This window comes from Flavobacterium chungangensis (genome assembly GCF_042654045.1).
Taxonomy (GTDB): Bacteria; Bacteroidota; Bacteroidia; order Flavobacteriales; family Flavobacteriaceae; genus Flavobacterium; species Flavobacterium chungangensis.
Genome location: NZ_JBHSFY010000021.1, coordinates 41,990 through 65,784, shown reverse-complemented (window position 1 = coordinate 65,784; position 23,795 = coordinate 41,990). Strand labels below are relative to the sequence as shown.

Here is a 23,795-nt window from a genome sequence, read left to right as displayed (position 1 = left end):
TCGCTGTTGCGGGTGCAAAAGTAGAACCTTTATTTACATTTCCAACACTTTCTTTTACATTTTTCCCATCTTTTTTTGCTTTATTTCTTAACTCACTCATAACAGCCTGTTTACATTTTAAACTTTTTTGAATACTTGTGAGTTTTTTCTGCATACCTTCATTGTTTTGGCATTTTCCGCCCGTTTCGGCGTTCCCTTTTTATGGAGTTTTCAGCCTTTAAGCCCCTTTTTTGAAGAGATTCCCTATTTTCAAAAGGCGCTCTCTTCCCTTTTTTATCCCGAAAAGGCACTGGGACGCCAAGCTTTTCCTTCTCTTACTTCCAAAAACCGCTCTTTCCCCATTTAAGCCGCCTCTGAAAAACGGTGCCCTAGCCCCGATAGAAGCGGAAATCCTTTTTATGGCGGGGTTCGCCATGAAAAGATTGAAGCGGATAGCGGGAAATAGCTCCTAAAAAAGCAATGCCTAATTTTTTTAAAATCCCAAATTCCAAATGCCGCCGCTAAAAGGCCTTCGGCTTCGCTCAGACAGACAATCTAGATTTTCTCATTATATATATGTATAAACAATAAACCCGACTGGTTTTGAAAAACTGTCGGGTTAGATATTGTGCTTTACTTTTTACTTAGTCGAAACGGATCGCTTTTACAGGTGATATTTTTGTTATTATATAAGAAGGTATTAATAGCACCAAGAAACAAACACCAACCGTAAGGAGGTTTAACAATAGTATATAAATCCAATTTAGATAAACTGGTGCTTGATTTACATAATAGTTTTCTGGATTGAGCTTAATTATGCCGAATTGCTGCTGTATTAAAAGAATTGAAATTCCGATCAAATTTCCCCAGAATAGTCCACGTAGAATTAGATAAAAGGCATTATATAAAAATATCTTACGTACTGACCAGTTATTTGCACCCATAGATTTTAAAATTCCAATCATTTGAGTTCTTTCTAAAATGAGAACCAGCAATGCCACTACCATATTAATTGTTGCCACGAGAATCATGACCCCTAAAATGATTACAATATTAAAATCAAAGAGCTTAAGCCAGTCAAAAATATAACTGTATTTTTCTACAATGGTTTGTGTATCTAGATTAGACGAGGTTTTTTCGTAAATTTTATTTCCTGTGGATTTAATTTCATTAAAATCCTTTACAAAAACCTCAAATGCTCCAACTTGACTCTCGCTCCACTTATTGATTCTTTGAATATGGCGGATATCTCCGATAATATATGTTGCATCAAAATCTTGGAATCCGGAATTAAATATTCCGACAATCTTAAATCTACGGCTATTGGGAAGCTTACCTTGCTCTTCTTTTATAAAAAAAGTATTGAATTGGTCTCCAATTTTTAAATTTAAACGATCTGCAAGAAATCTCGAAATAATAACGTCTTCATTCAATCCTTTTGCAAAATCTGGAATTTTCCCTTCAACAATATATTCTTTAATATTATTCCAATCGTAATCTGCTCCTACGCCTTTAAATATAATTCCTTCAAAAGCATTTTCCGTTCTAATTATTCCAGCTTTACTGGCCACTGCCTGGATATGGCTTACTTCTGGAACCGATTTAAAATTAGGATAAAAATCTTGTTCTTTTGAAATTGGAACTGTTGTAACTTCTGAATTATTATTGTCATAATTAGAAATTATGATTTGGCCATTAAAAGCAGAAACTTTATCGCGAATTTTTTTCTGCAAGCCTATTCCTGTGGCAACAGAAACCATCATCATGATTATTCCGATTGCAATTGCAGAAATCGCAATTTTTATAATGGGCGCCGAGATACTGCTTTTATAATCTTTTGCAGTAATAAGTCTTTTGGCTATGAAATATTCTAAATTCAAATTATGAGTTTTCTTTATGTTGTTTAATTATTTCCTTTCTCAAAAATACATCTTAAAAAAGGAAATCAATATATTCTTAGAAACAATTGCCTGTATATTCAATCATAACGGCATCTTCTTTTTCATTTCCTCGACGATGTTGAATGCTGCTGGACAAATTTCGACGTTTTTCAAAGTTAAATTAGAAATCTGATAAAATTTGTTTCGATCTGTATGAGGAAACTCTCTACAGGCTTTCGGACGAACATCATAAATCATACAATAATTTTCATTATCTAAAAACGTACATGGAACGCTTTGCAAAACATAATCTTTGTCTTCATCAATTCGCAAGTACTGATCAATAAATTGCTGAGGCTTTTGTCTAAAGTGTTTAGAAATTCGCTCTATATCTGCCAAAGTAAACAATGGCCCAGTCGTTTTACAGCAATTAGCACACTTCAAGCAATCCGTCCTTTTGAATTCGGCATTATGCAAATCCTGCATAATGTAATCTAAATTCTTTGGCGGTTTCTTTTTAAGCTTATCGAAATACTTTTTATTCTCGTTATGCTTATCTTTGGCTAACTTACTTAAATTATTTAAAATCTGTTTCAAGTTTAGTATTTAAAGTTGATTTGCAAAATTAAACAACTTTGAACTTGAAACCTTAAACTTTGAACTAAAACAATGAAAGATCTTTTTGGGAAAGCAATATTTGATTTTTACACCAAAAATTCACCTGAAGACATTATTACTGAAACTTCTATTTCTGAAGAAGACGAAATGAGTGTCGAATATCTTTTCCGCTCTTATAACGAAATGCCGAAAATTGAACAAAAGGCTTTGCAATTGGCAAAAGGAAAAATATTGGATGTAGGGTGCGGAGCTGGAAGTCATGCTTTATCCCTGCAAAATGAACGCAGTTTAGATGTAACCGCTATTGATATTTCTGAAAAAGCAATTGAGACTTGCCGTCTTCGAGGAATAAAAAACGCTAAAGTTGAAAATATTCTCGATTTTGATGGAGAAAAATTCGATACAATTTTACTTCTAATGAACGGAACAGGGATTTTTGGCCAGTTAAAAAACTGCAATTCCTATTTAACTAAACTAAAATCTCTTTTAAATCCTGGCGGACAAATTTTAATTGACAGCTCGGATATCATTTATATGTTTGATGAGGATGAAGATGGCGGAAAATGGATTCCGTCTGAAAATGGTTATTATGGAGAGCTCGTTTTTAATATTAGCTATAAAGGAGAAAAAGAAGAACCTTTCAATTGGCTGTATTTGGATTATAACACGCTTCAAAATGCAGCGATTGCCAATGATTTAAATTGTGAACTTGTTCTAGAGGGCGATCATTATGATTATTTAGCTAGGCTTACCATTTAAAACGAACCATAAAAAAACCTATGAAAGAACTAGATTTAGAGAAATTAAAATATCCTATCGGAAAATTTATTGCTCCAGAAATTTTTTCAGCAGAATATCTTTCTGAAAAAATTAAAGAAATTGAAACTCTTCCAGAAAGATTAGCAAAAGAAACGATTCATTTAAAAGATGAACAATTAGACACGCCCTATCGTCCTGACGGATGGACCGTGAGACAAGTCATTCATCATTGCGCCGAAAGCCATATGAATTGTTTTATCAGAATTAAATGGACATTAACAGAGAACAATCCAGTTATCAAAGCTTACGACGAAGTTCTTTGGTCTGAATTAAATGATAGCTTAACAATGCCTATTCAGCCAACTTTGGAATTATTGAAAGGACTTCATTTCAGACTAGGCTATCTTATGAAAAATTTATCTGAATCTGATTTAGAAAAAACATTTATACATCCTTCAGATAATTCGGAAAACAAACTCAAAAAAATTATCGGAATGTATGCCTGGCATGGAAACCATCATCTTGCACACATTACTGCCTTGAAAAATTATAAAAACTGGAAATAATGAGTTGTTTACTTTTTACACAAACTGTATACTTGTATAAAACAAAAAATCTCTTCTACTGAAGAGATTTTTTGTTTTATGGAATATTAAGATACTTATGTGTCTGTAATGAAACTCTCCATTTTGGATTGCTCATTACATAATCAACAATAAGTGGAGTCATTTCTTCTTTTTTGCTCCATTCTGGCTGAAGGAATAAAATTGCATTATCGTTTACTAATTCTGCTTGCTCTTCTGCAAAAATAAAATCGTGTTTATTATAAATAATAACTTTTAACTCATGAGCATTATCATACACGGTTTGCGTTGGCAGTTTGTTCTTTTTTGGCGAAAGACAAATCCAATCCCAAGTTCCTGATAACGGAAAAGCTCCAGAAGTTTCGATATGCACTTTTAAATTCTTTTCTTTTAATCGTTTTGTTAAAAATGTCATATCCCAAGATAAAGGCTCTCCACCAGTCACTACAACTGTATCAGCATATTTTGCAGCATTTTCAACAATTAAATCCACACTTGTTGGCGGATGAAGCTCGGCGTTCCAACTTTCTTTCACATCACACCAATGACATCCTACATCGCATCCACCAATTCTAATAAAATAAGCAGCTCGTCCTGTATGTGAACCTTCTCCTTGGATGGTATAAAATTCTTCCATCAAAGGAAGCATTGCTCCTTTATTTACTTCTAATTGTATTTCTTTTGGTAACATTTTAATATTTTAAGAGTGCAAAGATAGTCAATAATATACGGAACAAAAAAACCGATAGTTTTTTGAACTATCGGTTTTTATATTCTCTTTAAATTTTCTAATTATTTTAAAGCTTTTATAGATTGTGTAGCATATGAATTTGCAGGATCTAAAACTAAAGTTTTATTAAAATACTCAATAGCTTTAGCTTTGTCTGTATTAGCATAAGCTGCACCAATACCATTGTAAGCTTCAATAAATTTCTTAGTTACAGCTGGCTTAGCCACTTCTTCTGCACCTTTTGCTGAAATTTTAGTAACGTATTCTTCGTAGTTTTTAATGATCAAATCATCTTTATCCAATAAAGAATTAATTCTTGCTTTGTACAAGTATGCCTCATCATAGCTAGGAGCAGTTACTAAAATTTTATCGAAAACTGCATCAGCTTTCCCTAAAGCAACAGCATCACGGCTTTCTTTTGGTTTACTAGCATTACCATAGTATAAAGAAATTCCATAATAAACGCTGTCATCTAAGTAATTTTTAGACTCCGAATTACCTGCTCCAAGTTCAAAAATAGCTGCAGCTTGCGCATATTGTTTTTTACCAAATAACTCTTTTCCAAAATCAGCGAATTCTTCAACTACTAAAGGCTCTAATTCAACTGCTTTTTTGATATCAGCTAAACCTGCATCAAAAGCTGCTTGATCTACTGTACCATCAGCTGCAGTTCCTTTTTTGATTTTAGCTAGACCTAAATAGTAGTAATCTCTACCAATAACTTTGTTTCCTGGAGCTTTGATATAATCTTCAATAGATTTAATCGCTACATCAACATTTCCATTTTCGTAAGCAGCATATCCTAAATATCTGTAGATTCTAGGATTTACTTTATCCTGAGCAATCATTTTGTTTGCAACAGTTTCTAATTGTTTGTAATCTTTAACCAAAATCAAGAAATCTGCGTGACGCATTTTAGAATCTAGAGAGTAATCTGTCAAACTTAAGTACTTCTCATAGTTTGTAATTGCATTTTGCAAGTTAACTTTAGCAGTAGAAGGTTTGTTTCTTGCCCATTTGTAGTATGTTTCAGCAAGCTCTCTGTAAACTGGTCCGTAATTAGCATCTAGTGCAATAACTTCATTAAAAGATTTAATCGCTTCATCGTAAGATTTAGCGCCTTTTAATAAAACTCCTAATTGCATTTTCGCTCTCAACAAAGTATTATCAGCTGTAAAAGCATCACGATATGCTTTGTAAGCATCGTTTTGGTTGTTTGCTCCGTAATAAGCATCTCCAATTGCTAAAAGTGCTTGTGCATTTTGAGGATCCACTAATAAAGCTCTTTTCAAAACCTCAGTAGCGTTTTTATAATCTGGATTCTCAGAATTCATGTAAGCTCTAGCGATGTAAATAAATTCATTTACATCTTTTTTCTTCATGTCTTTGGTAGCTAAAGTAAAATTAGCTTGAGCAGCAGCAGTATTCTTTGCATCAAGATCTAATTGCCCTAAACCGATGTAGCTTAAATTTTTCTTGTCTGAAGCTTGCAATCCATTATTGTAATAGATTTTCGCAGAATCGACTACTGATTGATTTAAATAAACATTTCCTAAAACAAAATTTGCTTCTCCATCTGAAGGTTTAGCTTTGATAATTGATTTAAGGATCGATTTTGCTTTATCAAATTGTTCAGCATCAATTGCCTTCTTTGCTTGGTTGATATCTTGCGCTTTTGCTACGGTAGCCGAGGCAACTAACGCAAGACTTAAAATTTTAAATTTATTCATCTTTATTGTAATTAATTTATTCTTTATCTTTTATAATTTCATTTCTTATTTTTAGCTTTCGCCCTGGAGTTTTGTAAGGTAACAATCCTGATTTTAAAACTATTCTTTGACCTATATCTCCTGCTATGAATGAAGCAAAGCCTATTCCTAGTCCAGAATAACCTTGACAATTGATAATAAACAAATCACGTGCCAAAGGATATTTTCCAATTTCTAAGTCATTTTGAGTTGGACTATAATATTCATTACTATTCAAACCTTTAACATAAAGGACATTAATTTTATTAATCGTCTCTGTCATGTCAGGAGTTGGCTGATAAAACCAATTAATACCAATAACGCCAATCATTCCTTCATTTTCTGAAACAAATTTGATTACTTCATTATTTGTTTTAAATGAGAAAACTCCAGATTTAGGTATTTCATTCACTTTTGCTAATTCTTTCATGTAACGGACAGTACTTGAATTAGGATTATCGAAAACTAGGCCTTTAATTTTACCATCTGTTTTACCCTGCATGAAATCAATCACAGTTTTCAACGCGATTAATGTATCATTATTGCTTTTGTTTGAAATAAAAGCAATAGCATCATGAGCAAAAGGAGTAACTCTTGGATTAATTTTACTTTTGTCAAAACGAGCTTTTTCTTCTACAGTTAGATCGCGAGTTGTAATTGCAACCTTAGCCTTTTGATTCAATAAATCATTAATCACTTCAGCTTCTGATTCTGGTTTTACTTTAATTTTTGCATCATAGTAAGTACCTTCAAAAACAGCAACCTGATCGTCTACAATTTGTTTTACTGTTTCGTCAACCGCAAGATCAAGTGATCCTTTCAAAATGGTCTCTTTTTCAGTTTCATTCTTGCTTTTTTGGTTGCACATGGCAAACAAAAAGACAAAAACAACCAAACCTAAAGGCTTACTATATTTCAACATAATTATTATTCTTTTGAATTAATTAATCTTAAAAATCTTATTGCAGAATATACAATTAGCAATCCACCAAAAGCATATCTGTATTTCGGCTCCATGTTAAGTGGAAGTTTTTCCCAAAACATAATCATTAAACCGAGCACAAGATAAATTAAAAAAAACAGTATTCCTAAAACAAGAAGAAATCGCTCTTTGAGCGATTTCTTCTGAATATTATTAAGCATATCTTTTAACATTATTCTGCAGATTGAATAGTAATAGGAAGAGAGTACAATACCCTAACTTTTTTACCATTTTGCTCGCCGGGAGTCCATTTTGGACATTTTTTAAGAACACGAATTGCTTCTGCTCCTGTACCATAACCGATATCTCTTAAAACTTTAATATCTGTTAATGACCCGTCTTTTTCAACTACAAACGTAACGTAAACTTTACCTTTTAAACCTTCTTCTTCTGGAGTTTTGTAGTTGTTTCCTACGAATTTGTAGAATTTCTCAATACCTCCTGGGAAGTCTGGTTTTACTTCGATACCAGCTGTGTTATATACAGTGTTATCTTCTTGTACCACCTCTGCTACTGGTCCTTTTCCAACTGGCTCATCAACAGTTAAAACTGCATCTGGATCTCCTTTGATAGTCTCAGCACCAACTTTTTTGTCTTTTAACTCAACAATTTTTGGTGGGTCTTCAGTTACTTCTTCCGCTTTTGCAACCACAGGTTTAACGAATTTAACCTGATCCACTTTTGGTGGTGGTGGCGGTGGTGGTGGCATGTTAGGCTTAATTTCCTCTTTTTTTGGAGGTAATTTTACCGCAGCCATCTTAACCTCTTTCACCTCTTCTTCTTCTGATGAGTCTGGCAACAAACTCGAAATAAGAGGAGCAGCAACAGCAGCACTAAAGATAAGAGAACCAATAACAAGTGCTTTCACAGTTGTTTTTCCGTTTGATTTTCTCAGCTCGTATGCTCCATATATCTTATTACGTCCTTCAAATACGATATCAAGCCACTGATTTTTTATAATATCTAATTTCATACTTCTTGATTTTTAAGTCGATAAAACTAAGATTGCTCTTATTTTTTATCTATCACTTTTGCTTCTTCTGGTGTAAACTCAGGAACAATTGCATACGTCTCAACTCCAGTGATAGCCATTTCGTCCAAGATATCAACCAAATTACGGTAATTTGATTTTTTTGTTGGTTTAATGATCACAATGATTCCGTTTTTAGGTTTCCCTAAAGCTGCAGAATATGCTAAAACATTTTTCTTTTGTTTCAACAATTCTCTACGGATACCATCTTTACCATATGCAATATCTTTCGGCCCCACTTTTGGTGTCGCCAATAACCCCATATAGTAAACCATCTTATTGTCGCCACCTAACATTACTGTCATAGTACGATTCTCGTCTACTTTGGTATCCTCAGTTTTCTTATTTGGATCATCATCTTTATTTGGCAATGACAAATCCATCGATTGAGGTTTTGACAACGAAGTAGTTAACATAAAGAATGTAATCAATAAGAATGCCAAATCCACCATCGCTGTTAAATCGACTTTCGAATTCTGCTTTTTACTTCTTACTTTACCACCTTTACCACCACCGCCGTCGCCGGTATTTAATTCAGCCATCTTAGTGTATATTTTTTAATTAAAAGTCTCTTCCTCTCTTACCAGTAACTAAGTTAAAGGAATTGATTTTCTGATCTTGCAAAATATCCATGATTTTTCTAATTCTTGGATATTCTTCTTTAGCATCTCCTTTAATCGCAATCTGCAATTCTTTGTCATCCAAATCAATTGTAGCTCTTCTAGAAATTAGAAGCCATTCTTTTAATTGATTATCTAATGAGTCCAAAGGAATTCCAGGCTGGTTTGCTTTGGTTCTGTCAGCCGCTTTCATATCAATGATTTGCTTCAAACCTGTAATTGGCACACCAAAATCATCCATAAGAGCAAATTTGGTTTTATCTTCTTCTGAAAATTCAATACCATATTTTGCCCCCATTCCTTCAAGAGTTCTTTTACGAACTTCTCTTCCTTTGATGTCAAAAAATACTTTCCCTTTTCCTATTGTAATAATAGCCAAATCAGTATCTGGCAGTTTACTTATTGCAACAGAAGCAGGCATATCTACAGGCAATGCCTCAGGCACTTTAGCAGTAGCGGTCAAAATAAAGAACGTTAGCAAAAGGAACGCTACATCACACATCGCAGTCATATCTGTCGATGTAGACTTTTTTTTCATTTTTATTTTAGCCATTATCTTTTATTTTATTTTTTTGATATAAAATCAAAAATTAATTATTGTCTTAAACTTCCTCTGAATTTTCTGTAAGTATTCACGATTGTAGTACCAGCCTCATCGATAGAGTAAGTTAAATCGTCAATTTTAGCAGTAAAGAAGTTGTAAGAAACAATTGCTAAGATAGAAGTAGAGATACCTGTAGCAGTGTTAATAAGTGCTTCAGAGATACCTGTTGCAAGAGCAGCTTGGTCAGGAGTACCAGCAGAAGCTAACGCACCAAACGCTTTAATCATACCAGATACAGTTCCTAATAATCCTCCTAATGTACCTAAAGATACTAAAGTAGAGATAATAGTCATGTTTTTCTCTAACATTGGCATTTCTAATGAAGTTGCCTCTTCAATTTCTTTGTGGATTACTTCAGAAGCTTCTTCACTGTTGAATCCTTCTTTTTTAACATCTTGGTATTTTACCAAAGCAGATTTAATTGCGTTTGCAACTGAACCTTGTTGTTTATCGCAAGAAGCGATAGCAGCTTCGATGTTTCCTTCTTTAATACTTCCTTGAACGCTTTTCATGAATTTGTCAAGGTTAGTTTTTCCAGCAGCTTTACCAATAACAATAAATCTTTCGATAGAAAAAACAACAACCATTAAAAACATACCTAATAATACTGGTACGATGAAACCTCCTTTATATACTTGACCTAATGTATTGATTGGATGTCCTGTTTCTGGATTACCTCCTTCGAAGTTAGCAGAATCCCCCATGATTACTTTCCAAATAAACACCCCTACTAAGATACACGCTACAATAATGATTCCTGTGATCATTCCTCCGCCATTTGAAGTGCTTTCTTTTTTAACTTTAACGTTTGCCATTTTTTTTAATTTTAATAGTTTTAAATAATTTTTATTTTTTAGTTATATTTAACTTGTAGAGGAGCAAATTTATACGTTTAGTTTAAATAAAAAAACTTTTTTTAATTTAATTGACCGAAATTTAACTTCGATTTAAAAAATATCTCATTAAATTGGCGGCGTCATTTTTTAAATAAAACAAAAAAAAGGACGATAATTAGAAAAATTACAACGTTTTAGTAAATATTCAAAGATTCCTTTGATATCTTCTTAAAAAGCTGCGAATTTTTTTTTTATTAAATTTTCAATCAAAAAAAGCTTTTTCTTACTAAAAAAAACCATATAAAAAGTATCCAAAAACAAAGCAATACTCATATAACAATCTAAATTACAAATAAAAACATGAATAAAAAAGAGAATTTTATTGCAGATATAAATACAGGGTATTCTTCAAAGGGAGACAGCATCATACTTGGAGGCGCAATGCTTGACGGTGAGCCAATTGCGGAAGCACATGTCAAAATTCCGCTGAAAACTTTAAATCGCCATGGATTAATTGCTGGTGCAACTGGAACCGGAAAAACCAAAACAATCCAGGTTTTTTCGGAGCAACTTTCTAATGCCGGAATTCCTGTATTAATGATGGACATTAAAGGAGATTTTAGCGGTATAGCCAAAGAAGGTAAAGAGGAGGGTTTTATTACAGAACGTCATGCTAAAATAAATGTACCTTATAATGTAGCTGCTTTTCCTGTTGAATTAATGTCTTTGTCTAAACAGAATGGAGTTCGTCTACGTGCTACAGTTTCTGAATTTGGCCCTGTACTGTTTTCTCGAATTTTAGACCTAAATGATACGCAGGCTGGAGTTGTAGCGGTTATCTTCAAATATTGCGATGATAAACAAATGCCTTTATTGGATTTAAAGGACATCAAAAAAGTAATTAATTATATTACTGAGGAAGGTAAAGATGAAATTGTTGCTAGTTATGGTAAGATCTCAACTGCCACAACAGGAACCATTCTTAGAAAAATTATAGAATTAGAGCAGCAAGGCGGTGATTTGTTTTTTGGAGAATTGTCTTTTGAAACCGATGATTTAATGCGAATTGATGAAAATGGAAAAGGCTACGTTAATATCATCCGCTTGACGGATATTCAAGATAAGCCTAAATTATTCTCGACTTTCATGTTAAGTCTTTTGGCTGAAATTTATCAGAAAATGCCCGAAAAAGGAGATGCAGAGCAACCAGAATTAGTCATCTTTATTGACGAAGCGCATTTAATTTTTAATGAGGCGAGTAAAGCGCTATTAGAGCAAATCGAAACAATCGTAAAATTAATTCGTTCTAAAGGTGTTGGAATTTATTTTGTTACCCAAAACCCGATGGATGTTCCAAGCGGTGTTTTAGCTCAGTTGGGACTAAAGATTCAGCATGCGCTAAGAGCTTTTACAGCAAATGACCGCCAGGCAATTAAAAAGACAGCCGACAACTACCCTACTTCTCCTTATTATAAGACCGATGAATTGTTAACGAGTTTAGGAATTGGAGAGGCTTTAGTTACGGCGCTTAACGAAAAAGGTATTCCGACTCCGCTTGTTGCGACCATGATGCGAGCGCCAATGAGCAGAATGGATGTTTTATCTCAATCTGAAATTGATGAAATAAACGGCAAATCGAAACTAGTTAAAAAATATGCCGAAGAAATTGACCGCGAAAGTGCTTTTGAAATTTTAAACAAAAAACTGGCAGAAGCGACAGAAGCTGCAGCACAACAAGAAGCACAAGCTCCCACTAAATCTTCAAAAACAGGACCAAGCACTACAGAAGTTGTTACAAAGTCTGTTTTGAAAGTCGTAACTAGCGCTACTTTTATAAGAGGTGTTTTTGGTGTCTTGACTAAAATCTTTAAAAAATAAAAAAACTAAACCAACTTACAATATAAAACCCGACAAATTCTTGAAAATCTGTCGGGTTTATTATTATGTGTAAAGATTATATTTACGTATATAAATAGGTATAAAAACTTAAGCCTGCTCTAATAATGCTAAAATCTTGTTTTCAACTTCTGGGCTGTTCCAGATGTTCTCTATATTTTCCATTCTAAGAACCTCTTCCATAATTCCGTTTTGATAGTCTCCTATTGCCAAAGCTTCAGCATATGGACGATCACTAAAAGTAACACGGCTATAAAGCGGAATCCATTTGTCTGGATGTTTGTCTGAAAAGACTTTTTCTATTTTCTTTTGCAGTAAGAATTTTTCATCTGCTGTTTTGGTACTCATTTCTAAGAAATTTCGATAGGAAAGTTCTGCAATGGCATCTGCATTTGGTTTTCTTGAGATCTGATATTCTGCAAATATTTTTTTCCAATCGTCTTGGTACTTTTCAATCATTTCGCTCAAAACGGTGATATCTTCAAACCCAGCATTCATTCCTTGTCCGTAAAATGGAACTATGGCATGACAAGCATCTCCAATTAAGGCAATTTTATTTTCGTAAGTCCACGGAAAACATTTCATAGTAACCAAAGTACTGGTTGGATTTTTAAAGAAATCATTTGCCAGTTCTGGAATTACTTCAATCGAGTCTGGAAAATTTTTCTCGAAGAAATCTTCGACCATTTTACGGTCTATCAATGATTCAAATGAGTTTTTGCCTTCAAAAGGCATAAACAAAGTACAAGTAAAACTTCCATCAAGATTTGGAAGCGCAATTAACATGTACTCGCCTCGTGGCCAAATATGAAATGAGTTTTTATCTAATTTATGTGTTCCGTCTGGATTTGCTGGAATATTTAGTTCTTTATATCCCATATTCAAAAATTCCTGAGAATAATTGAACATGCTCTGGCGCTGCATTCTGTGACGAATTCTAGAGAAAGCGCCATCGGCACCAAAAACCATATCGAACTTTCTTTCTTCCCACTCGCCTCTTTCGCTTTCGCCAATATGAAGTGTAGCATCGTTTAAAGTAACGTCCCAAACTTTCTGTTCAAAATGAAATTCTGCTCCAGCTTCTTCAGCAAGATCGATCATTTTTCTGTTTAATTTTCCTCTTGAAATAGAATATATAGATTCTCCTTCTTGACCGTAATTCTGAAAATTTAGTTTGTCTACCAAGTGAATGGCACGTTTATCCATCGGAATTGCAATTTCTCGAACTGAATCGCCAACACCAACTGCATCCAAAGCTTTCCAGCCACGGTTGGACATTGCTAAATTAATAGAACGTCCAGAAAAATTTATTTTTCGGATATCTGGACTACGGTCATAGACATGAACAGAGTGACCAGCTTTTTTAAGATAAATTGCCAGTAACGATCCTACAAGTCCAGAACCAACAACAGCAATTTTTAAAGATGTTTGCATCGAGGGAAAATCTAATATTGGGTCGTAAAAATAACTAATAATTATACATGAGCCTTAAAATAAATGAACAAATTGTTTGTAAATAGTGATTCACAAAGATTATCCTCTTTTTTGATATTTTAAAAATATAACAAATTGTTATTTTATTGGATTTATTCGCAAAAATTAAACAACTAATTTTGCTTTCGATTTAATTCATTCCATAAAAAACAAAATTCATGAACAGCGAAATTATCCAATCGGAGATTATTTTAGAAAACGAGAAAGTGCTTTTGATTCCTTTTGAAAACGAAAGAAATATAGAACTCAAAGAAATTATATTTGACGACGAAATCTGGAAATATATGGGAATGTACGTTCGAAACGATCAAGATTTCGAAAATTATATAAAAAGCACATTAAAACAGAAAGCAGACGGCATTTGTTATCCATTTTTAATAATTGACAAAGCGACTAACAAAGTTGCAGGAAGTACACGTTACGGTTACTTAAATCACGCTAGTCAAAAATGTGAGATTGGCTGGACTTGGTACGGAAAAGCATTTCAAGGAACAGGATTAAATCAAGCTTGTAAATTTGAATTGCTAAATTTTGGTTTCGAACAAATTCAATTTAGAAGAATACAATTCAGCGCCGATCTTGAAAATATAAGATCGCAAAAAGCTATTGAAAAACTGGGCGCTGTAAAAGAAGGCATTTTCAGAAACAATTACGTCGATTCTGAGGGAAAGAGTAAAGATGACGTTTATTTTAGTATTATTTCTGAAGAATGGGAAAATACTAAAGAAGAGTATTTTTTACAATTTATTTAAAACTTAGACAAAAAACAGAGCCGATTCTTAAAAACCGGCTCTGTTTTGAATTAATTAACCTTTTCTATATCATTTAACTTCCAAGATTGATCATACAATTCTTTGGTTGGACCATAGAATCTTGCGAGTATTTCAAAATCTCCTTTCGGATCTGTCGGAATCCAATTGCTTTCACCTTCCGCGGGTGGTTTTGGCCCAAAATACAGCGTTACGGCCCCATCACTATTCTTTTTAATGCCAGGCGTTTGAGACGATCGCCCTGCCCATTTAGCCTCTCTAATAAATGTATGGGTCTCTCTATTATAAACTGTCATTGACCAATATTGTTTTACGGGAACATTTGCTGGCACTGTTACACGATATGAAGTATTACCATTTAGTACATTGCCGTCTTTATCTTTAATAGCCATAAGATAATATTGAGATTCTCCTATATGTTTTGCACTAAAAAACGCAATCATATAACAAACTGCTCGGTTATCAATCGGATAAATTTCTTTTATTTGATAAGAACTTTTTACACTCTTTATGTTTTCTTCATCTGCAGGAAAAAACCAATTAGTACCTTCATAAAAGGGCTTATTACCTTCGTAATTAGAAATGAGCCAATCTCTAGCTTCATTTACAGCTGCTTTAAATATTTCCTTGGTTTTTGCATCTGGAGCAAAACTTTTTCCCCTGCTAATTCCTATAGTTCTTAGCGGATCAATCATGGCTCTGTCACGCTCCAAAAAAGGTTCTTCCTGCACAATTTCATTTAGTGATGCATAAAAGCTCTCATCGTACTTAATAGAAGAATCATAAATTGTTTTTGTAGCATCTACAAATATTGTTTCTGGAATATTTGAAGCTTCAGAATAAGGATATAATTTTACTCTTTTACTATATTCAACTGCTGCTTTTACATCTATAGGGCTTCCGCTCTTTAGCACAGAACGCAAAAGCGCATAACCGCGATAAGTATCAGACTGCATTACAAAGTAACCAGAAGGAATTTTTGCTTTATCATAACCTGGAGGCAGAATAATATATTTTCCTCCTTTTCCTTTATCCATTCCTCCAGGACCAACATCTTCAATTGCCGCCTGCCAGCAATTCATAACACTTCCGTTAAAAACCCCATTATCAGCAGGAGGAATTTCAAGTACAACAGGTCCTTTTTCGGTATTAAAAAAAGGCATTAAATAAATAACATCAGGATTTGGAGTCAATGTCTGGTTTTTCCAGTTAAGCAGACCAGGCCAGTACACAATTTGATTATAAGAACCATTAATCTTTTCCAGCTCTTTGTACATTAACTGGAAATTGACTGCAGGAATTCCCCAAATTGCAGCGTCAACAGCTCTCTGATATAGTATTTTATCTTTAATATTATCAGCATGAAATTCAGTTTTCTGAGACTTGCCAATATTTTTATCCGCGTTGGTTTCGGACGTATTTTCCTTTTTACAAGCTGTTGAAAAGAGCAGTAAAGAAAACAAACAAGGAATGATTTTTTTCATAATAATTAAATTTAAACTTAAATTAGGGACAAAACTCCAATCAAATTTAAATCTAGTCCATACAATATTAGCTACTTACACTCTTCAAATAGGTTTCAAGTTATAAAATGAAACCTATTTTTTTATGGGCATTCATTTTTACTTCATCCTATTTTTAGCCTAAATTTGAAATCAAATTGGCAAATCAAACTTAAAATGCAATTATATTCAGAACATTACGTCAGTCCTAAAGCAGAACGATTTGTCAATAAAATTTGGTGTCTCAATAACAGCATCGGCGAAAGCCTGATTGAAAATAAACTGGTTTTGCCAAATGGCTGTTTTAATTTGGCAATTGTGAGCGGAAATGCAATCGAAGTTCATACGAGTAAAAACAAATACGAAATGAATGAAGACATTTATTTCTGCTCTCAAATGACTAATAAAGTGCTCGTTAATATTCAGCCGAAAACAAAAGTTACTATAATCCAGTTGCATACTTGGACGCTTTCTCTGTTTCCTAAGTACGATTTGAGCAATTTTACAGATTCGATTATTAAAATTAATTCAGCCGAATTGCCTTTTAAAGTGGAGATTAAATCTGATATTGAAATACTATTAAAAACAATTAATGCTTATTTTGAAGCATTAGCAGATTCGCATCAAAATATAATTGAAAAAATCTGTGAAATTATACGACTTCGCGAAGATGAAATTTCGGTTTCTGAAATAGGAAAGTTGTTGAATTCTTCACAACGTTTACTTCAAATAAAATTTAAAACCGCGACTGGACTTACGATAAAAAAATACATTCAGATTTTAAAATTCAGAAAATCGGTCGATCAAATGCTGAACGCCGATTTAGAGAAAATGAGTTTAACCGAAATTGCACTTTATAATAAATATTTCGATCAATCGCATTTTATCAGAAAGTTTAAAGATGTGACCAAAACAACTCCAAAAATGTTCAATCCTGATTTGTATTTTCTTTCGCAAAAAAGATAAAATTTCGCTTTTATACAATTTTGGTACTTTTGATTGAAGTATTCTTGCAGAATCAATAATCGTCAATCAATCATCAAAATGAAAATTATCAATCCCTTTTTGTTTCAATTAAAAAGTATTTTAGTTGGAATTTTACTCTTTCAAATACAAATTGGTTTTTCTCAAGAAGAAAAAACCTCTACTTTGTATAAAACTATTATGTCAAAAGACAGTCTTTTATTTGATATTGGTTTTAATACTTGCGATATAAAACAATTCGAAAATTTATATACTGAAGATTTCGAGTTTTATCATGACAAAGACAGCGTTTCGGATAAAGCGAGGTTTTTAAAGACTTTTAAAAGTGGTATTTGTTCTCCAACTAGAAAATATAATTATCGCAGAGAACTAATTTCTGGGAGTACCGAAATTTATCCATTATTTAAAAATGGCATTTTATACGGCGCGATTCAAATGGGAACGCATCGCTTTTATGAAACTTCTGCTGGTAATCCAGAACAAGCAGGAAGCTTTGCCAAATTCACGCATCTTTGGCTTTTAAAAAATAAAGAGTGGAAATTGGCAAGATCGCTAAGCTACAATCATCAAATGACTAGTTCTACGGCGGGCTTATCTGATCTTTTTGACAATGATCAAGTAACGGAAAAATGGTTAAAAGAAAATAATGTTTCTGCTTTAGGAATTGGAATTATTTCGGATGGAAAACTGAAGCAAATAAAAACTTTTGGTAATCTGAAACGAAATGTTCCCGCGCCTTATAACACGATTTGGAATGTTGCTTCGCTAACCAAACCAGTAACTGCAATTGTTGCTTTGAAATTGGTTTCGCAAGGAAAATGGAATTTAGACGAACCGCTTGATCAATATTGGATTGATCCAGATATAGCTAAAAATCCTAATCATAAATTATTAACGACAAGAATTATTTTAAGCCATCAAACTGGTTTTCCGAATTGGAGGGATTTTAATGAATCTAAAAAATTAGATTTCAAATTTAAACCTGGAACGCAATACCAATATTCTGGAGAAGGTTTTGAATATCTGCGAAAGGCATTAGAGAAAAAATTTCACAAAACATTAGATCAATTGGCTTCAGAATTAGTTTTAGTTCCTTTAAAGATGAACGATTCTCAATTCATATGGAATGATAAAATTGATCTTTCGAGATATGCCGTTAATTATGACAAAGACGGTAATGCTTACGATCCGACTAAAAATAAAACCGCAAGCGCTGCAGACGATTTTTTGACTACAGTTGAAGATTACGGCAGATTTTTATCTAGTGTAATGAACAGCGAAGGATTAAGCAAAAAGGTTTTTGACGATATGATTTCGCATCAAGTCCAGACGAAAAAAAACAAATATTTTGGTTTGGGTTTTGAAATCTATGATTTAGGAAACGAAAATTATGCGCTTTCTCACAGCGGAGCCGATAAAGGCGTTCAAACTATTGTTTTTATGCTTCCAAAAACGAAACAAGGTTTAATCATTTTTACCAATGTTGATGATGGCTACAAAGTTTATGAAAATATAGTTGTTCATTATTTAGGAGAAAACGGCAGAAAAATAGTCGATATCGAAACCAAATAATGGCTATCGCCATCAGATATTAACTTTAATCTGAATAACATGTCCAAATTATTTATCCTTTTATTAGTATACATAAGTAAAATTTTAACTGCTTAATAGCACTAAAAATATTTGTTAGTTATGAGCATAGGCCTACTTTTTAAGTAAAAGGTCTGTGCTCTACTTTTTTATATTCGAAAAAAAATAAAAATTTTGAGTTAATCTTGAAACCAAATCGCAAATCAATCGTCTAACCTTTTAGAACATCTGTTTATTTCATTCAAGAAGTTTCAATCATCAATCAAAAACAAATTTCATTAATCTAAACCATAATCAATCCACTATGAAAAAATCAATCAAACTTATTGTGCTTTTTGTCGCTTTTCAGCTTTCGTCATTTAGCACATTTGCTCAAGATAAAGCACAGCAAATCGAACAACTTTTAAACAAATACAACGAATACGGACAATTTAACGGTTCGGCTTTGGTGGCAGAAAACGGAAAAGTAATTTTCAAAAAAGGTTTTGGTTCTGCCAATATGGAATGGAATATTCCGAATCAGTCTGATACCAAATTCCGATTGGGTTCTATCAGCAAACAGTTTACTGCTCTTTTAATCGTAAAATTGGCAGAAGAGGGAAAAATAAAACTAGATGTGCCTATTACCACTTATCTTCCAGATTATCCAAAAGAAAACGGAGATAAAATCACCATTCATCATTTATTGACACATACGTCTGGAATTCCAAATTATACCAGTGCGCCTAACTTCTTTAAAGATAAAGCAAGAAATCCTTATGCTCCAGAAGCTTTTGTAAAGACATTTTCTAGTTTGCCACTTGAATTCACTCCAGGCGAAAAATTTAATTACAGTAATTCGGGTTATTTTTTATTGGGGTACATTATAGAAAAAATTACAGGCAAAACATATGAGCAGAATTTACAAGAAACTATTTTCACTCCTTTAAAAATGGTTAACTCCGGTTACGATCACAGTGACATAATTCTAAAAAACAGAGCTGCTGGTTATGAAAAAGAAGGAAAGAAAATTGTAAATGCGGCCTATATTGATATGAGTATTCCTTACGCTGCAGGATCTTTGTATTCTACTGTAGAAGATTTGTATTTGTGGGATCAGGCGCTTTATACCAATAAATTGCTTTCTGAAAAATCTATGGAATCTTTGTTCAAACCTTACATTAAAGCATGGAATGGTTTTTACGCATACGGATGGTCAACTTACGAAGTGCCAAACGGAAATGATAAATTATCTGTTATTGAACACGGTGGCGGTATCAACGGATTTAATACTATTATTTCTCGCATTCCGAAAGATAAAAATCTTGTGGTTTTATTGAATAATACTGGAGGAACTGTTTTGGGAGAAATGAATACTGCAATACGTTCAATATTATACAATCAGCCTTTTAACCAGCCAAAAAAATCACTGGCTCTTGATTTATTAGATGTTTATAACGAAAAAGGTGCAGTAGCAGGAACAGAAACTTACAAAAAACTAAAAAACGATCCAACTTATGCCATTAAAGAAGGTGACATGAATAGAGTTGGATATCAATTACTTCAAACAGGAAAAAAGAAAGAAGCTATCGAAGTTTTCAAAATCAACGTTGATACTTTCCCAAAATCTGGAAATGTTTATGATAGTTTAGGTGAAGCTTATTTGGCTGATGGAGATAAAAAACTGGCCATTGCTAACTACAAGAAATCGGTGGAATTGGATCCTACAAATGAAGGTGGAAAAAAAGTTTTAGAAGAACTTTCTAAAAAATAAAGACAGCGTATTCTAGATTAAATTCTTACAATGGCTCCGATACAATAGCTCTAAAAGTTGTTGTATCGGCGTTTTTTGTTACAACTTGGGACATTCGAAATTGGGAAATTATTTTTTAAAAATAGTATTTTAGCCTCACCCAAAATAATTGAATAACCTATGAAAAATTTAAACCAAAACCATTTTCTGGTTGCGTTGCTTTGTCTTTTTATTTCTTCTAAATCTTTATCTCAAAGCAATCAGCCATTGATGCCTAGTCAGCAGAACAAAATCATAATCGATAAAATTGTTGAAGCAACTCGGTATAAAAACTATGTTATTGATTTTTGTCTTTCAAAAATAAATGAAGCAACAGCAAAAGAAGGTTGGAATGACCAAAAGGCAATGGAAATTACCCAAAGTATTAACTACAAAAATTTTAGAGATGCGATTTACAACAGTTTTGTTGTATTTGACGAAGTTGAATTAGAAACCTTATTAAAAGCCTATGAAAAAGACCCAACTTATCAAACACAAAATGTGATGACCAACAATAAAGTTCTGATTAATAATTTGAACATTTTTGCAAATGATATTGTGCTTGGGAAGTATATTTCTAAGTAAGGTTTAGAGTTAAAGTTACAAAGGGACAAATGTTCAAAGTGTTTTTGATTCACAACATCTTTTTCATTTTTTACATGCAAATTAATTAAACATAGCCCGTGGTTTCAAACACGGGGATGCAATATTATCATACCTCGTATTGTGTTCCCGTGGTTGAAACCACGGGCTATATTTGAAGATAGGAATTAAATTAACTTATAGTTTGTTATTTCTCAAATCACAAAAATGCACAAACCAACTTCATTATATTTTTTTTATCAAAGTTCCTTACACTCTAAGTTCTATACTATGACAAAGGTTGCAACTTGAAACCTGAAACTTAAAACCTAAAACAAAAAAGCTACTTCTTAGGTTTCAAAATCAGTTTGGTCGAAGTCTTTATAATCTCTTCTTTATTCAATTTCATTTTTCTAAACTTTCCTGCGTTGTACATTTCGGCTTGATCGTCGTAGTGTTTACTGAAAGGATTTCCAGATTGTCCTGTTGGTAAAATACTCCAGCTGTTTTCTATATCTGCAAAATCGACAATTCTTCTTGTTGAAGGTCCGCCTTTCGTGTAATATTTTCCTTCATCATTAAATCCGAAGAATAAATTATTGATTACCTCATTTGAACCTGGAGAATTAAAAGGTCCCACATTAAACAATCCGCGAAGCGCTTTGACTTTTCCTAGCGGATGTTCGTGTTCTACCGTATGTACTTTTCCCCAATTCCATTCTGAAACATTTTCTCCCAGCTGATTCTGCAAAGCAATAACAGCATCATGAAAAGATTTTGAAACAACGTCTGTTCTAGTTTCTTTTACATTTTTTGTTTTGATATTATCCCACCAAACCGAATTTTCATTTTTTATCTGATTGGCAATAACTTGTTTTCCTAAAGAAATTCCTAGAAATAAATTGAAGTTGTCTTTACCCATTTCGTCTTCAAACGTATTTTTCAAATACAAGTAAATCCATTTGTTGTAAATAGTTGGCGCAACATCTTCAATATTTGTTGTTCCTTTCCAAGATTTTAAAACGTTTAAAACTTGCTTCTCATTATTAGAAAGTGGCTTATTATCTAAACTTGCTATTAAATTTTTGGAAACTTCAACTGAAACATCTGAAGTATTATCATAAATCATTTTACTGATAGCTTCTTTATCCCAATCTGATTTGGCATCTAAAATCCCAGAAATTCTTTTGGCGCGATCTTCTGGCAAATAATATCCTGGATATAAATAACCATTATCTATAGCTTCCGGCTGATTATTGGCAGAATAAACATATCCCCATTCTGGATTTTCAGCCGACGGGTTTTGCTCGAAATCTAGAAATCTGGTAATATCATCTTTTCCGCTTGAACCGTCTAAAATTAAATGCGTGTTAACGCCTTCATTATGTCGGTACAATTTCCCGCTCGCCCACCAAGCCACATTTCCTTTAGCATCGCCATACATAACGTTTAATCCTGGCGCTGCAATTAAAGAAACTGCCTTTTTAAAGTCAGTAGTGTTTTTGGCATGCGAAAGTCCATAAGCCGCGTCTAGAATCTGGATTGGCTCTCTGGTATAAGTCCAAGACATTGCAATTGGATTTTTCTTTTCTAAACGATCTATAAAATCATTCATAACGGGACCATGACGCGTAATCTTAACTGTCAAGACAACATCTGAAGAATCTTTTACTTTTATTGTTTTTTTTCTGATTTCGTATTTACTGAAACCTGTTGGGGTCTGATATTGAGAAGCATCGTCTGCTTTATTTTTTTCTTGGTAAAAATCGATATCATCATTTTCAAACATCGTTAAACCATAGGCATAATCTCTGTTATGTGCCAAAAGCGGAAAAGGAGTTCCAGCCAAATAACACCCATACAATTCCTGTTTTGGCGTTACAATATGTGCTTCGTACCAAGTTGCAGGTTGTGAAAATCCGATATGCGGATCATTTGCAAAAATAACTTTTCCTGTTTTCGATTTATGTGGCCCAACAACCCAGCTGTTGCTTCCAACAAATGGCGGAATCGGAGACTGATCCAGCATTGCTGTTATAGATTTTGAAATCTCGGTATATTCTTCAGTCTTCTCTTTTGAGATTTTAATTTTCGTATTATTGAATTCTCCTTCAATACCTAAATCTTTCAAATAAGCGACACCATATTTATTTTTAATATCAGTTAACAAAGGATCTGTTTTCTGCGCCATGGCAAAACTGAAAGACATGTAGCCAAAAATATTATAAACGTCTTTTATGGTGAACTTTTGTTTTTTTACACCAACCAAAGTAAATTCTATCGGCGTAGCGCCCTCCTCCAGATATTGATTAATTCCATCCAGATAAGCTTGAGTTAGTTTATAACTTTCGCTGTTTTTATCCAATTTGGCAATGGCTTTCGCTGAAGCTTCTTCGATTCCAATTCCAGCAAAAAATTTATCATTTTTAAGCGCAACACCTCCAAAGATTTCAGACAAACGTCCAGGCGCAATTCGGCGTAACAATTCCATCTGCCATAATCTTTCCTGCGCGTGTACATAACCAAGTGCAGTCATGGCATCTTTTTCAGAATCTGCATAAATATGAGGTATTCCAAAATCATCAAAATAGACTGTGGTTTCCTTTTCCAAATTATTTAATTGTACTGAGCCTTCATATTTTGGTTTTAGATGAAAAATATAAGCGCACAAACCAATCGCAAGAATTACAATAACCACCAATAATGTCAGCAGGATTTTTTTAATTATTCTCATATTCTAAAAAAGGATGAAATTCGTAATAATGTAACTTTTCTTCAAAATCTTATAAGAGACAACAGTCTTTAAAAGTCTAAATTTATGTATTTAAAATTAATC

21 protein-coding genes are annotated in these 23,795 nt (G+C 33.2%); 8 read left to right on the top strand and 13 right to left on the bottom strand.

Features of this window, described 5'->3' with window-relative positions; translation table 11 throughout:
• Positions 1-623: 623 nt before the first annotated feature.
• Both ACFO3N_RS23650 and ACFO3N_RS23645 read right to left on the bottom strand, forming a co-directional pair.
• Positions 624-1,859, bottom strand: coding sequence for an ABC transporter permease (locus ACFO3N_RS23650; RefSeq protein WP_379801328.1), 1,236 nt, complete (start codon positions 1,857-1,859; stop codon positions 624-626).
• 102 nt (positions 1,860-1,961) lie between these two features.
• Positions 1,962-2,456 (bottom strand): YkgJ family cysteine cluster protein, encoded by a 495-nt coding sequence (locus ACFO3N_RS23645; protein WP_379801327.1) that lies wholly within the window; start codon positions 2,454-2,456, stop codon positions 1,962-1,964.
• A gap of 72 nt (positions 2,457-2,528) precedes the next feature.
• On the opposite strand from ACFO3N_RS23645, the gene ACFO3N_RS23640 reads away from it, so the two are divergent.
• Positions 2,529-3,236, top strand: coding sequence for a class I SAM-dependent methyltransferase (locus ACFO3N_RS23640; protein ID WP_379801326.1), 708 nt, complete (start codon positions 2,529-2,531; stop codon positions 3,234-3,236).
• Between the two features lie 20 nt (positions 3,237-3,256).
• Entirely contained in the window at positions 3,257-3,802 is a 546-nt protein-coding gene (locus tag ACFO3N_RS23635; protein WP_379801325.1) for a YfiT family bacillithiol transferase, read from the top strand.
• Between the two features lie 76 nt (positions 3,803-3,878).
• Here ACFO3N_RS23635 and ACFO3N_RS23630 read toward each other — a convergent pair whose 3' ends face one another.
• From ACFO3N_RS23630 to ACFO3N_RS23595, 8 genes are all read right to left on the bottom strand, one after another.
• On the bottom strand, positions 3,879-4,511 hold the full coding sequence (locus tag ACFO3N_RS23630) for a 7-carboxy-7-deazaguanine synthase QueE (protein ID WP_095928216.1): 633 nt from the start codon (positions 4,509-4,511) through the stop codon (positions 3,879-3,881).
• Between the two features lie 101 nt (positions 4,512-4,612).
• Positions 4,613-6,280 (bottom strand): tetratricopeptide repeat protein, encoded by a 1,668-nt coding sequence (locus ACFO3N_RS23625; RefSeq protein WP_379801324.1) that lies wholly within the window; start codon positions 6,278-6,280, stop codon positions 4,613-4,615.
• A gap of 16 nt (positions 6,281-6,296) precedes the next feature.
• Positions 6,297-7,220 (bottom strand): PstS family phosphate ABC transporter substrate-binding protein, encoded by a 924-nt coding sequence (locus ACFO3N_RS23620; RefSeq protein ID WP_379801323.1) that lies wholly within the window; start codon positions 7,218-7,220, stop codon positions 6,297-6,299.
• Between the two features lie 5 nt (positions 7,221-7,225).
• Positions 7,226-7,453 (bottom strand): hypothetical protein, encoded by a 228-nt coding sequence (locus ACFO3N_RS23615; protein ID WP_095928219.1) that lies wholly within the window; start codon positions 7,451-7,453, stop codon positions 7,226-7,228.
• Positions 7,453-8,253, bottom strand: a complete 801-nt coding sequence (locus tag ACFO3N_RS23610; protein ID WP_379801322.1) for an energy transducer TonB — start codon at positions 8,251-8,253, stop codon at positions 7,453-7,455. The genes ACFO3N_RS23615 and ACFO3N_RS23610 overlap by 1 nt, the downstream gene beginning before the upstream one ends.
• 38 nt (positions 8,254-8,291) lie before the next feature.
• Positions 8,292-8,852, bottom strand: a complete 561-nt coding sequence (locus ACFO3N_RS23605; protein WP_198855497.1) for an ExbD/TolR family protein — start codon at positions 8,850-8,852, stop codon at positions 8,292-8,294.
• 19 nt (positions 8,853-8,871) lie between these two features.
• On the bottom strand, positions 8,872-9,483 hold the full coding sequence (locus ACFO3N_RS23600) for an ExbD/TolR family protein (protein ID WP_095928222.1): 612 nt from the start codon (positions 9,481-9,483) through the stop codon (positions 8,872-8,874).
• Positions 9,484-9,524: 41 nt separating this feature from the next.
• Positions 9,525-10,349: a MotA/TolQ/ExbB proton channel family protein gene (locus ACFO3N_RS23595; RefSeq protein ID WP_008464979.1), complete on the bottom strand. Its 825-nt coding sequence runs from the start codon at positions 10,347-10,349 to the stop codon at positions 9,525-9,527.
• A gap of 381 nt (positions 10,350-10,730) precedes the next feature.
• Here ACFO3N_RS23595 and ACFO3N_RS23590 point away from each other — a divergent pair, with 381 nt between their 5' ends.
• Positions 10,731-12,248, top strand: a complete 1,518-nt coding sequence (locus ACFO3N_RS23590; RefSeq protein ID WP_379801321.1) for a helicase HerA-like domain-containing protein — start codon at positions 10,731-10,733, stop codon at positions 12,246-12,248.
• Between the two features lie 108 nt (positions 12,249-12,356).
• On the opposite strand, the gene ACFO3N_RS23585 is transcribed toward ACFO3N_RS23590, so the two are convergent.
• Entirely contained in the window at positions 12,357-13,700 is a 1,344-nt protein-coding gene (locus ACFO3N_RS23585; protein WP_379801320.1) for an FAD-dependent oxidoreductase, read from the bottom strand.
• A 218-nt stretch (positions 13,701-13,918) separates the two neighbouring features.
• Between ACFO3N_RS23585 and ACFO3N_RS23580 the strand changes: the two genes are divergently transcribed.
• Positions 13,919-14,512 carry a GNAT family N-acetyltransferase gene (locus ACFO3N_RS23580; RefSeq protein ID WP_379801319.1) on the top strand — a complete coding sequence of 198 codons (594 nt, stop codon included), beginning with the start codon at positions 13,919-13,921 and terminating at the stop codon, positions 14,510-14,512.
• 50 nt (positions 14,513-14,562) lie between these two features.
• Here the strand turns inward: ACFO3N_RS23580 and ACFO3N_RS23575 are convergent, their stop codons facing one another.
• Complete coding sequence (locus ACFO3N_RS23575) at positions 14,563-16,014, bottom strand: DUF1254 domain-containing protein (RefSeq protein ID WP_379801318.1); 1,452 nt, start codon at positions 16,012-16,014, stop codon at positions 14,563-14,565.
• A gap of 195 nt (positions 16,015-16,209) precedes the next feature.
• Between ACFO3N_RS23575 and ACFO3N_RS23570 the strand changes: the two genes are divergently transcribed.
• The 4 genes from ACFO3N_RS23570 (at position 16,210) to ACFO3N_RS23555 (ending at position 20,962) form a co-directional block, all read left to right on the top strand.
• A complete protein-coding gene (locus ACFO3N_RS23570) occupies positions 16,210-16,998 on the top strand; it encodes a helix-turn-helix domain-containing protein (protein ID WP_379801317.1) in 789 nt (262 codons plus the stop codon).
• 78 nt (positions 16,999-17,076) lie between these two features.
• Positions 17,077-18,588 (top strand): serine hydrolase, encoded by a 1,512-nt coding sequence (locus ACFO3N_RS23565; RefSeq protein ID WP_379801316.1) that lies wholly within the window; start codon positions 17,077-17,079, stop codon positions 18,586-18,588.
• A 322-nt stretch (positions 18,589-18,910) separates the two neighbouring features.
• Positions 18,911-20,359 carry a serine hydrolase gene (locus ACFO3N_RS23560; RefSeq protein ID WP_379801315.1) on the top strand — a complete coding sequence of 483 codons (1,449 nt, stop codon included), beginning with the start codon at positions 18,911-18,913 and terminating at the stop codon, positions 20,357-20,359.
• Positions 20,360-20,518: 159 nt separating this feature from the next.
• Positions 20,519-20,962: a hypothetical protein gene (locus ACFO3N_RS23555; RefSeq protein ID WP_379801314.1), complete on the top strand. Its 444-nt coding sequence runs from the start codon at positions 20,519-20,521 to the stop codon at positions 20,960-20,962.
• A gap of 340 nt (positions 20,963-21,302) precedes the next feature.
• Here the strand turns inward: ACFO3N_RS23555 and ACFO3N_RS23550 are convergent, their stop codons facing one another.
• Positions 21,303-23,693, bottom strand: a complete 2,391-nt coding sequence (locus ACFO3N_RS23550) for a penicillin acylase family protein (RefSeq protein ID WP_379801312.1) — start codon at positions 23,691-23,693, stop codon at positions 21,303-21,305.
• Between the last annotated feature and the right edge of the window lie 102 nt (positions 23,694-23,795).

Bases quoted from the DNA above. Each gene is read 5' to 3' on its own strand.
- ACFO3N_RS23640 (WP_379801326.1), top strand. From the start codon at position 2,529: ATGAAAGATCTTTTTGGGAAAGCAATATTTGATTTTTACACCAAAAAT.
- ACFO3N_RS23635 (WP_379801325.1), top strand. From the start codon at position 3,257: ATGAAAGAACTAGATTTAGAGAAATTAAAATATCCTATCGGAAAATTT.
- ACFO3N_RS23630 (WP_095928216.1), bottom strand. From the start codon at position 4,511: ATGTTACCAAAAGAAATACAATTAGAAGTAAATAAAGGAGCAATGCTT.
- ACFO3N_RS23625 (WP_379801324.1), bottom strand. From the start codon at position 6,280: ATGAATAAATTTAAAATTTTAAGTCTTGCGTTAGTTGCCTCGGCTACC.
- ACFO3N_RS23620 (WP_379801323.1), bottom strand. From the start codon at position 7,220: ATGTTGAAATATAGTAAGCCTTTAGGTTTGGTTGTTTTTGTCTTTTTG.
- ACFO3N_RS23615 (WP_095928219.1), bottom strand. From the start codon at position 7,453: ATGTTAAAAGATATGCTTAATAATATTCAGAAGAAATCGCTCAAAGAG.
- ACFO3N_RS23610 (WP_379801322.1), bottom strand. From the start codon at position 8,253: ATGAAATTAGATATTATAAAAAATCAGTGGCTTGATATCGTATTTGAA.
- ACFO3N_RS23605 (WP_198855497.1), bottom strand. From the start codon at position 8,852: ATGGCTGAATTAAATACCGGCGACGGCGGTGGTGGTAAAGGTGGTAAA.
- ACFO3N_RS23600 (WP_095928222.1), bottom strand. From the start codon at position 9,483: ATGGCTAAAATAAAAATGAAAAAAAAGTCTACATCGACAGATATGACT.
- ACFO3N_RS23595 (WP_008464979.1), bottom strand. From the start codon at position 10,349: ATGGCAAACGTTAAAGTTAAAAAAGAAAGCACTTCAAATGGCGGAGGA.
- ACFO3N_RS23590 (WP_379801321.1), top strand. From the start codon at position 10,731: ATGAATAAAAAAGAGAATTTTATTGCAGATATAAATACAGGGTATTCT.
- ACFO3N_RS23585 (WP_379801320.1), bottom strand. From the start codon at position 13,700: ATGCAAACATCTTTAAAAATTGCTGTTGTTGGTTCTGGACTTGTAGGA.
- ACFO3N_RS23580 (WP_379801319.1), top strand. From the start codon at position 13,919: ATGAACAGCGAAATTATCCAATCGGAGATTATTTTAGAAAACGAGAAA.
- ACFO3N_RS23575 (WP_379801318.1), bottom strand. From the start codon at position 16,014: ATGAAAAAAATCATTCCTTGTTTGTTTTCTTTACTGCTCTTTTCAACA.
- ACFO3N_RS23570 (WP_379801317.1), top strand. From the start codon at position 16,210: ATGCAATTATATTCAGAACATTACGTCAGTCCTAAAGCAGAACGATTT.
- ACFO3N_RS23565 (WP_379801316.1), top strand. From the start codon at position 17,077: ATGAAAATTATCAATCCCTTTTTGTTTCAATTAAAAAGTATTTTAGTT.
- ACFO3N_RS23560 (WP_379801315.1), top strand. From the start codon at position 18,911: ATGAAAAAATCAATCAAACTTATTGTGCTTTTTGTCGCTTTTCAGCTT.
- ACFO3N_RS23555 (WP_379801314.1), top strand. From the start codon at position 20,519: ATGAAAAATTTAAACCAAAACCATTTTCTGGTTGCGTTGCTTTGTCTT.
- ACFO3N_RS23550 (WP_379801312.1), bottom strand. From the start codon at position 23,693: ATGAGAATAATTAAAAAAATCCTGCTGACATTATTGGTGGTTATTGTA.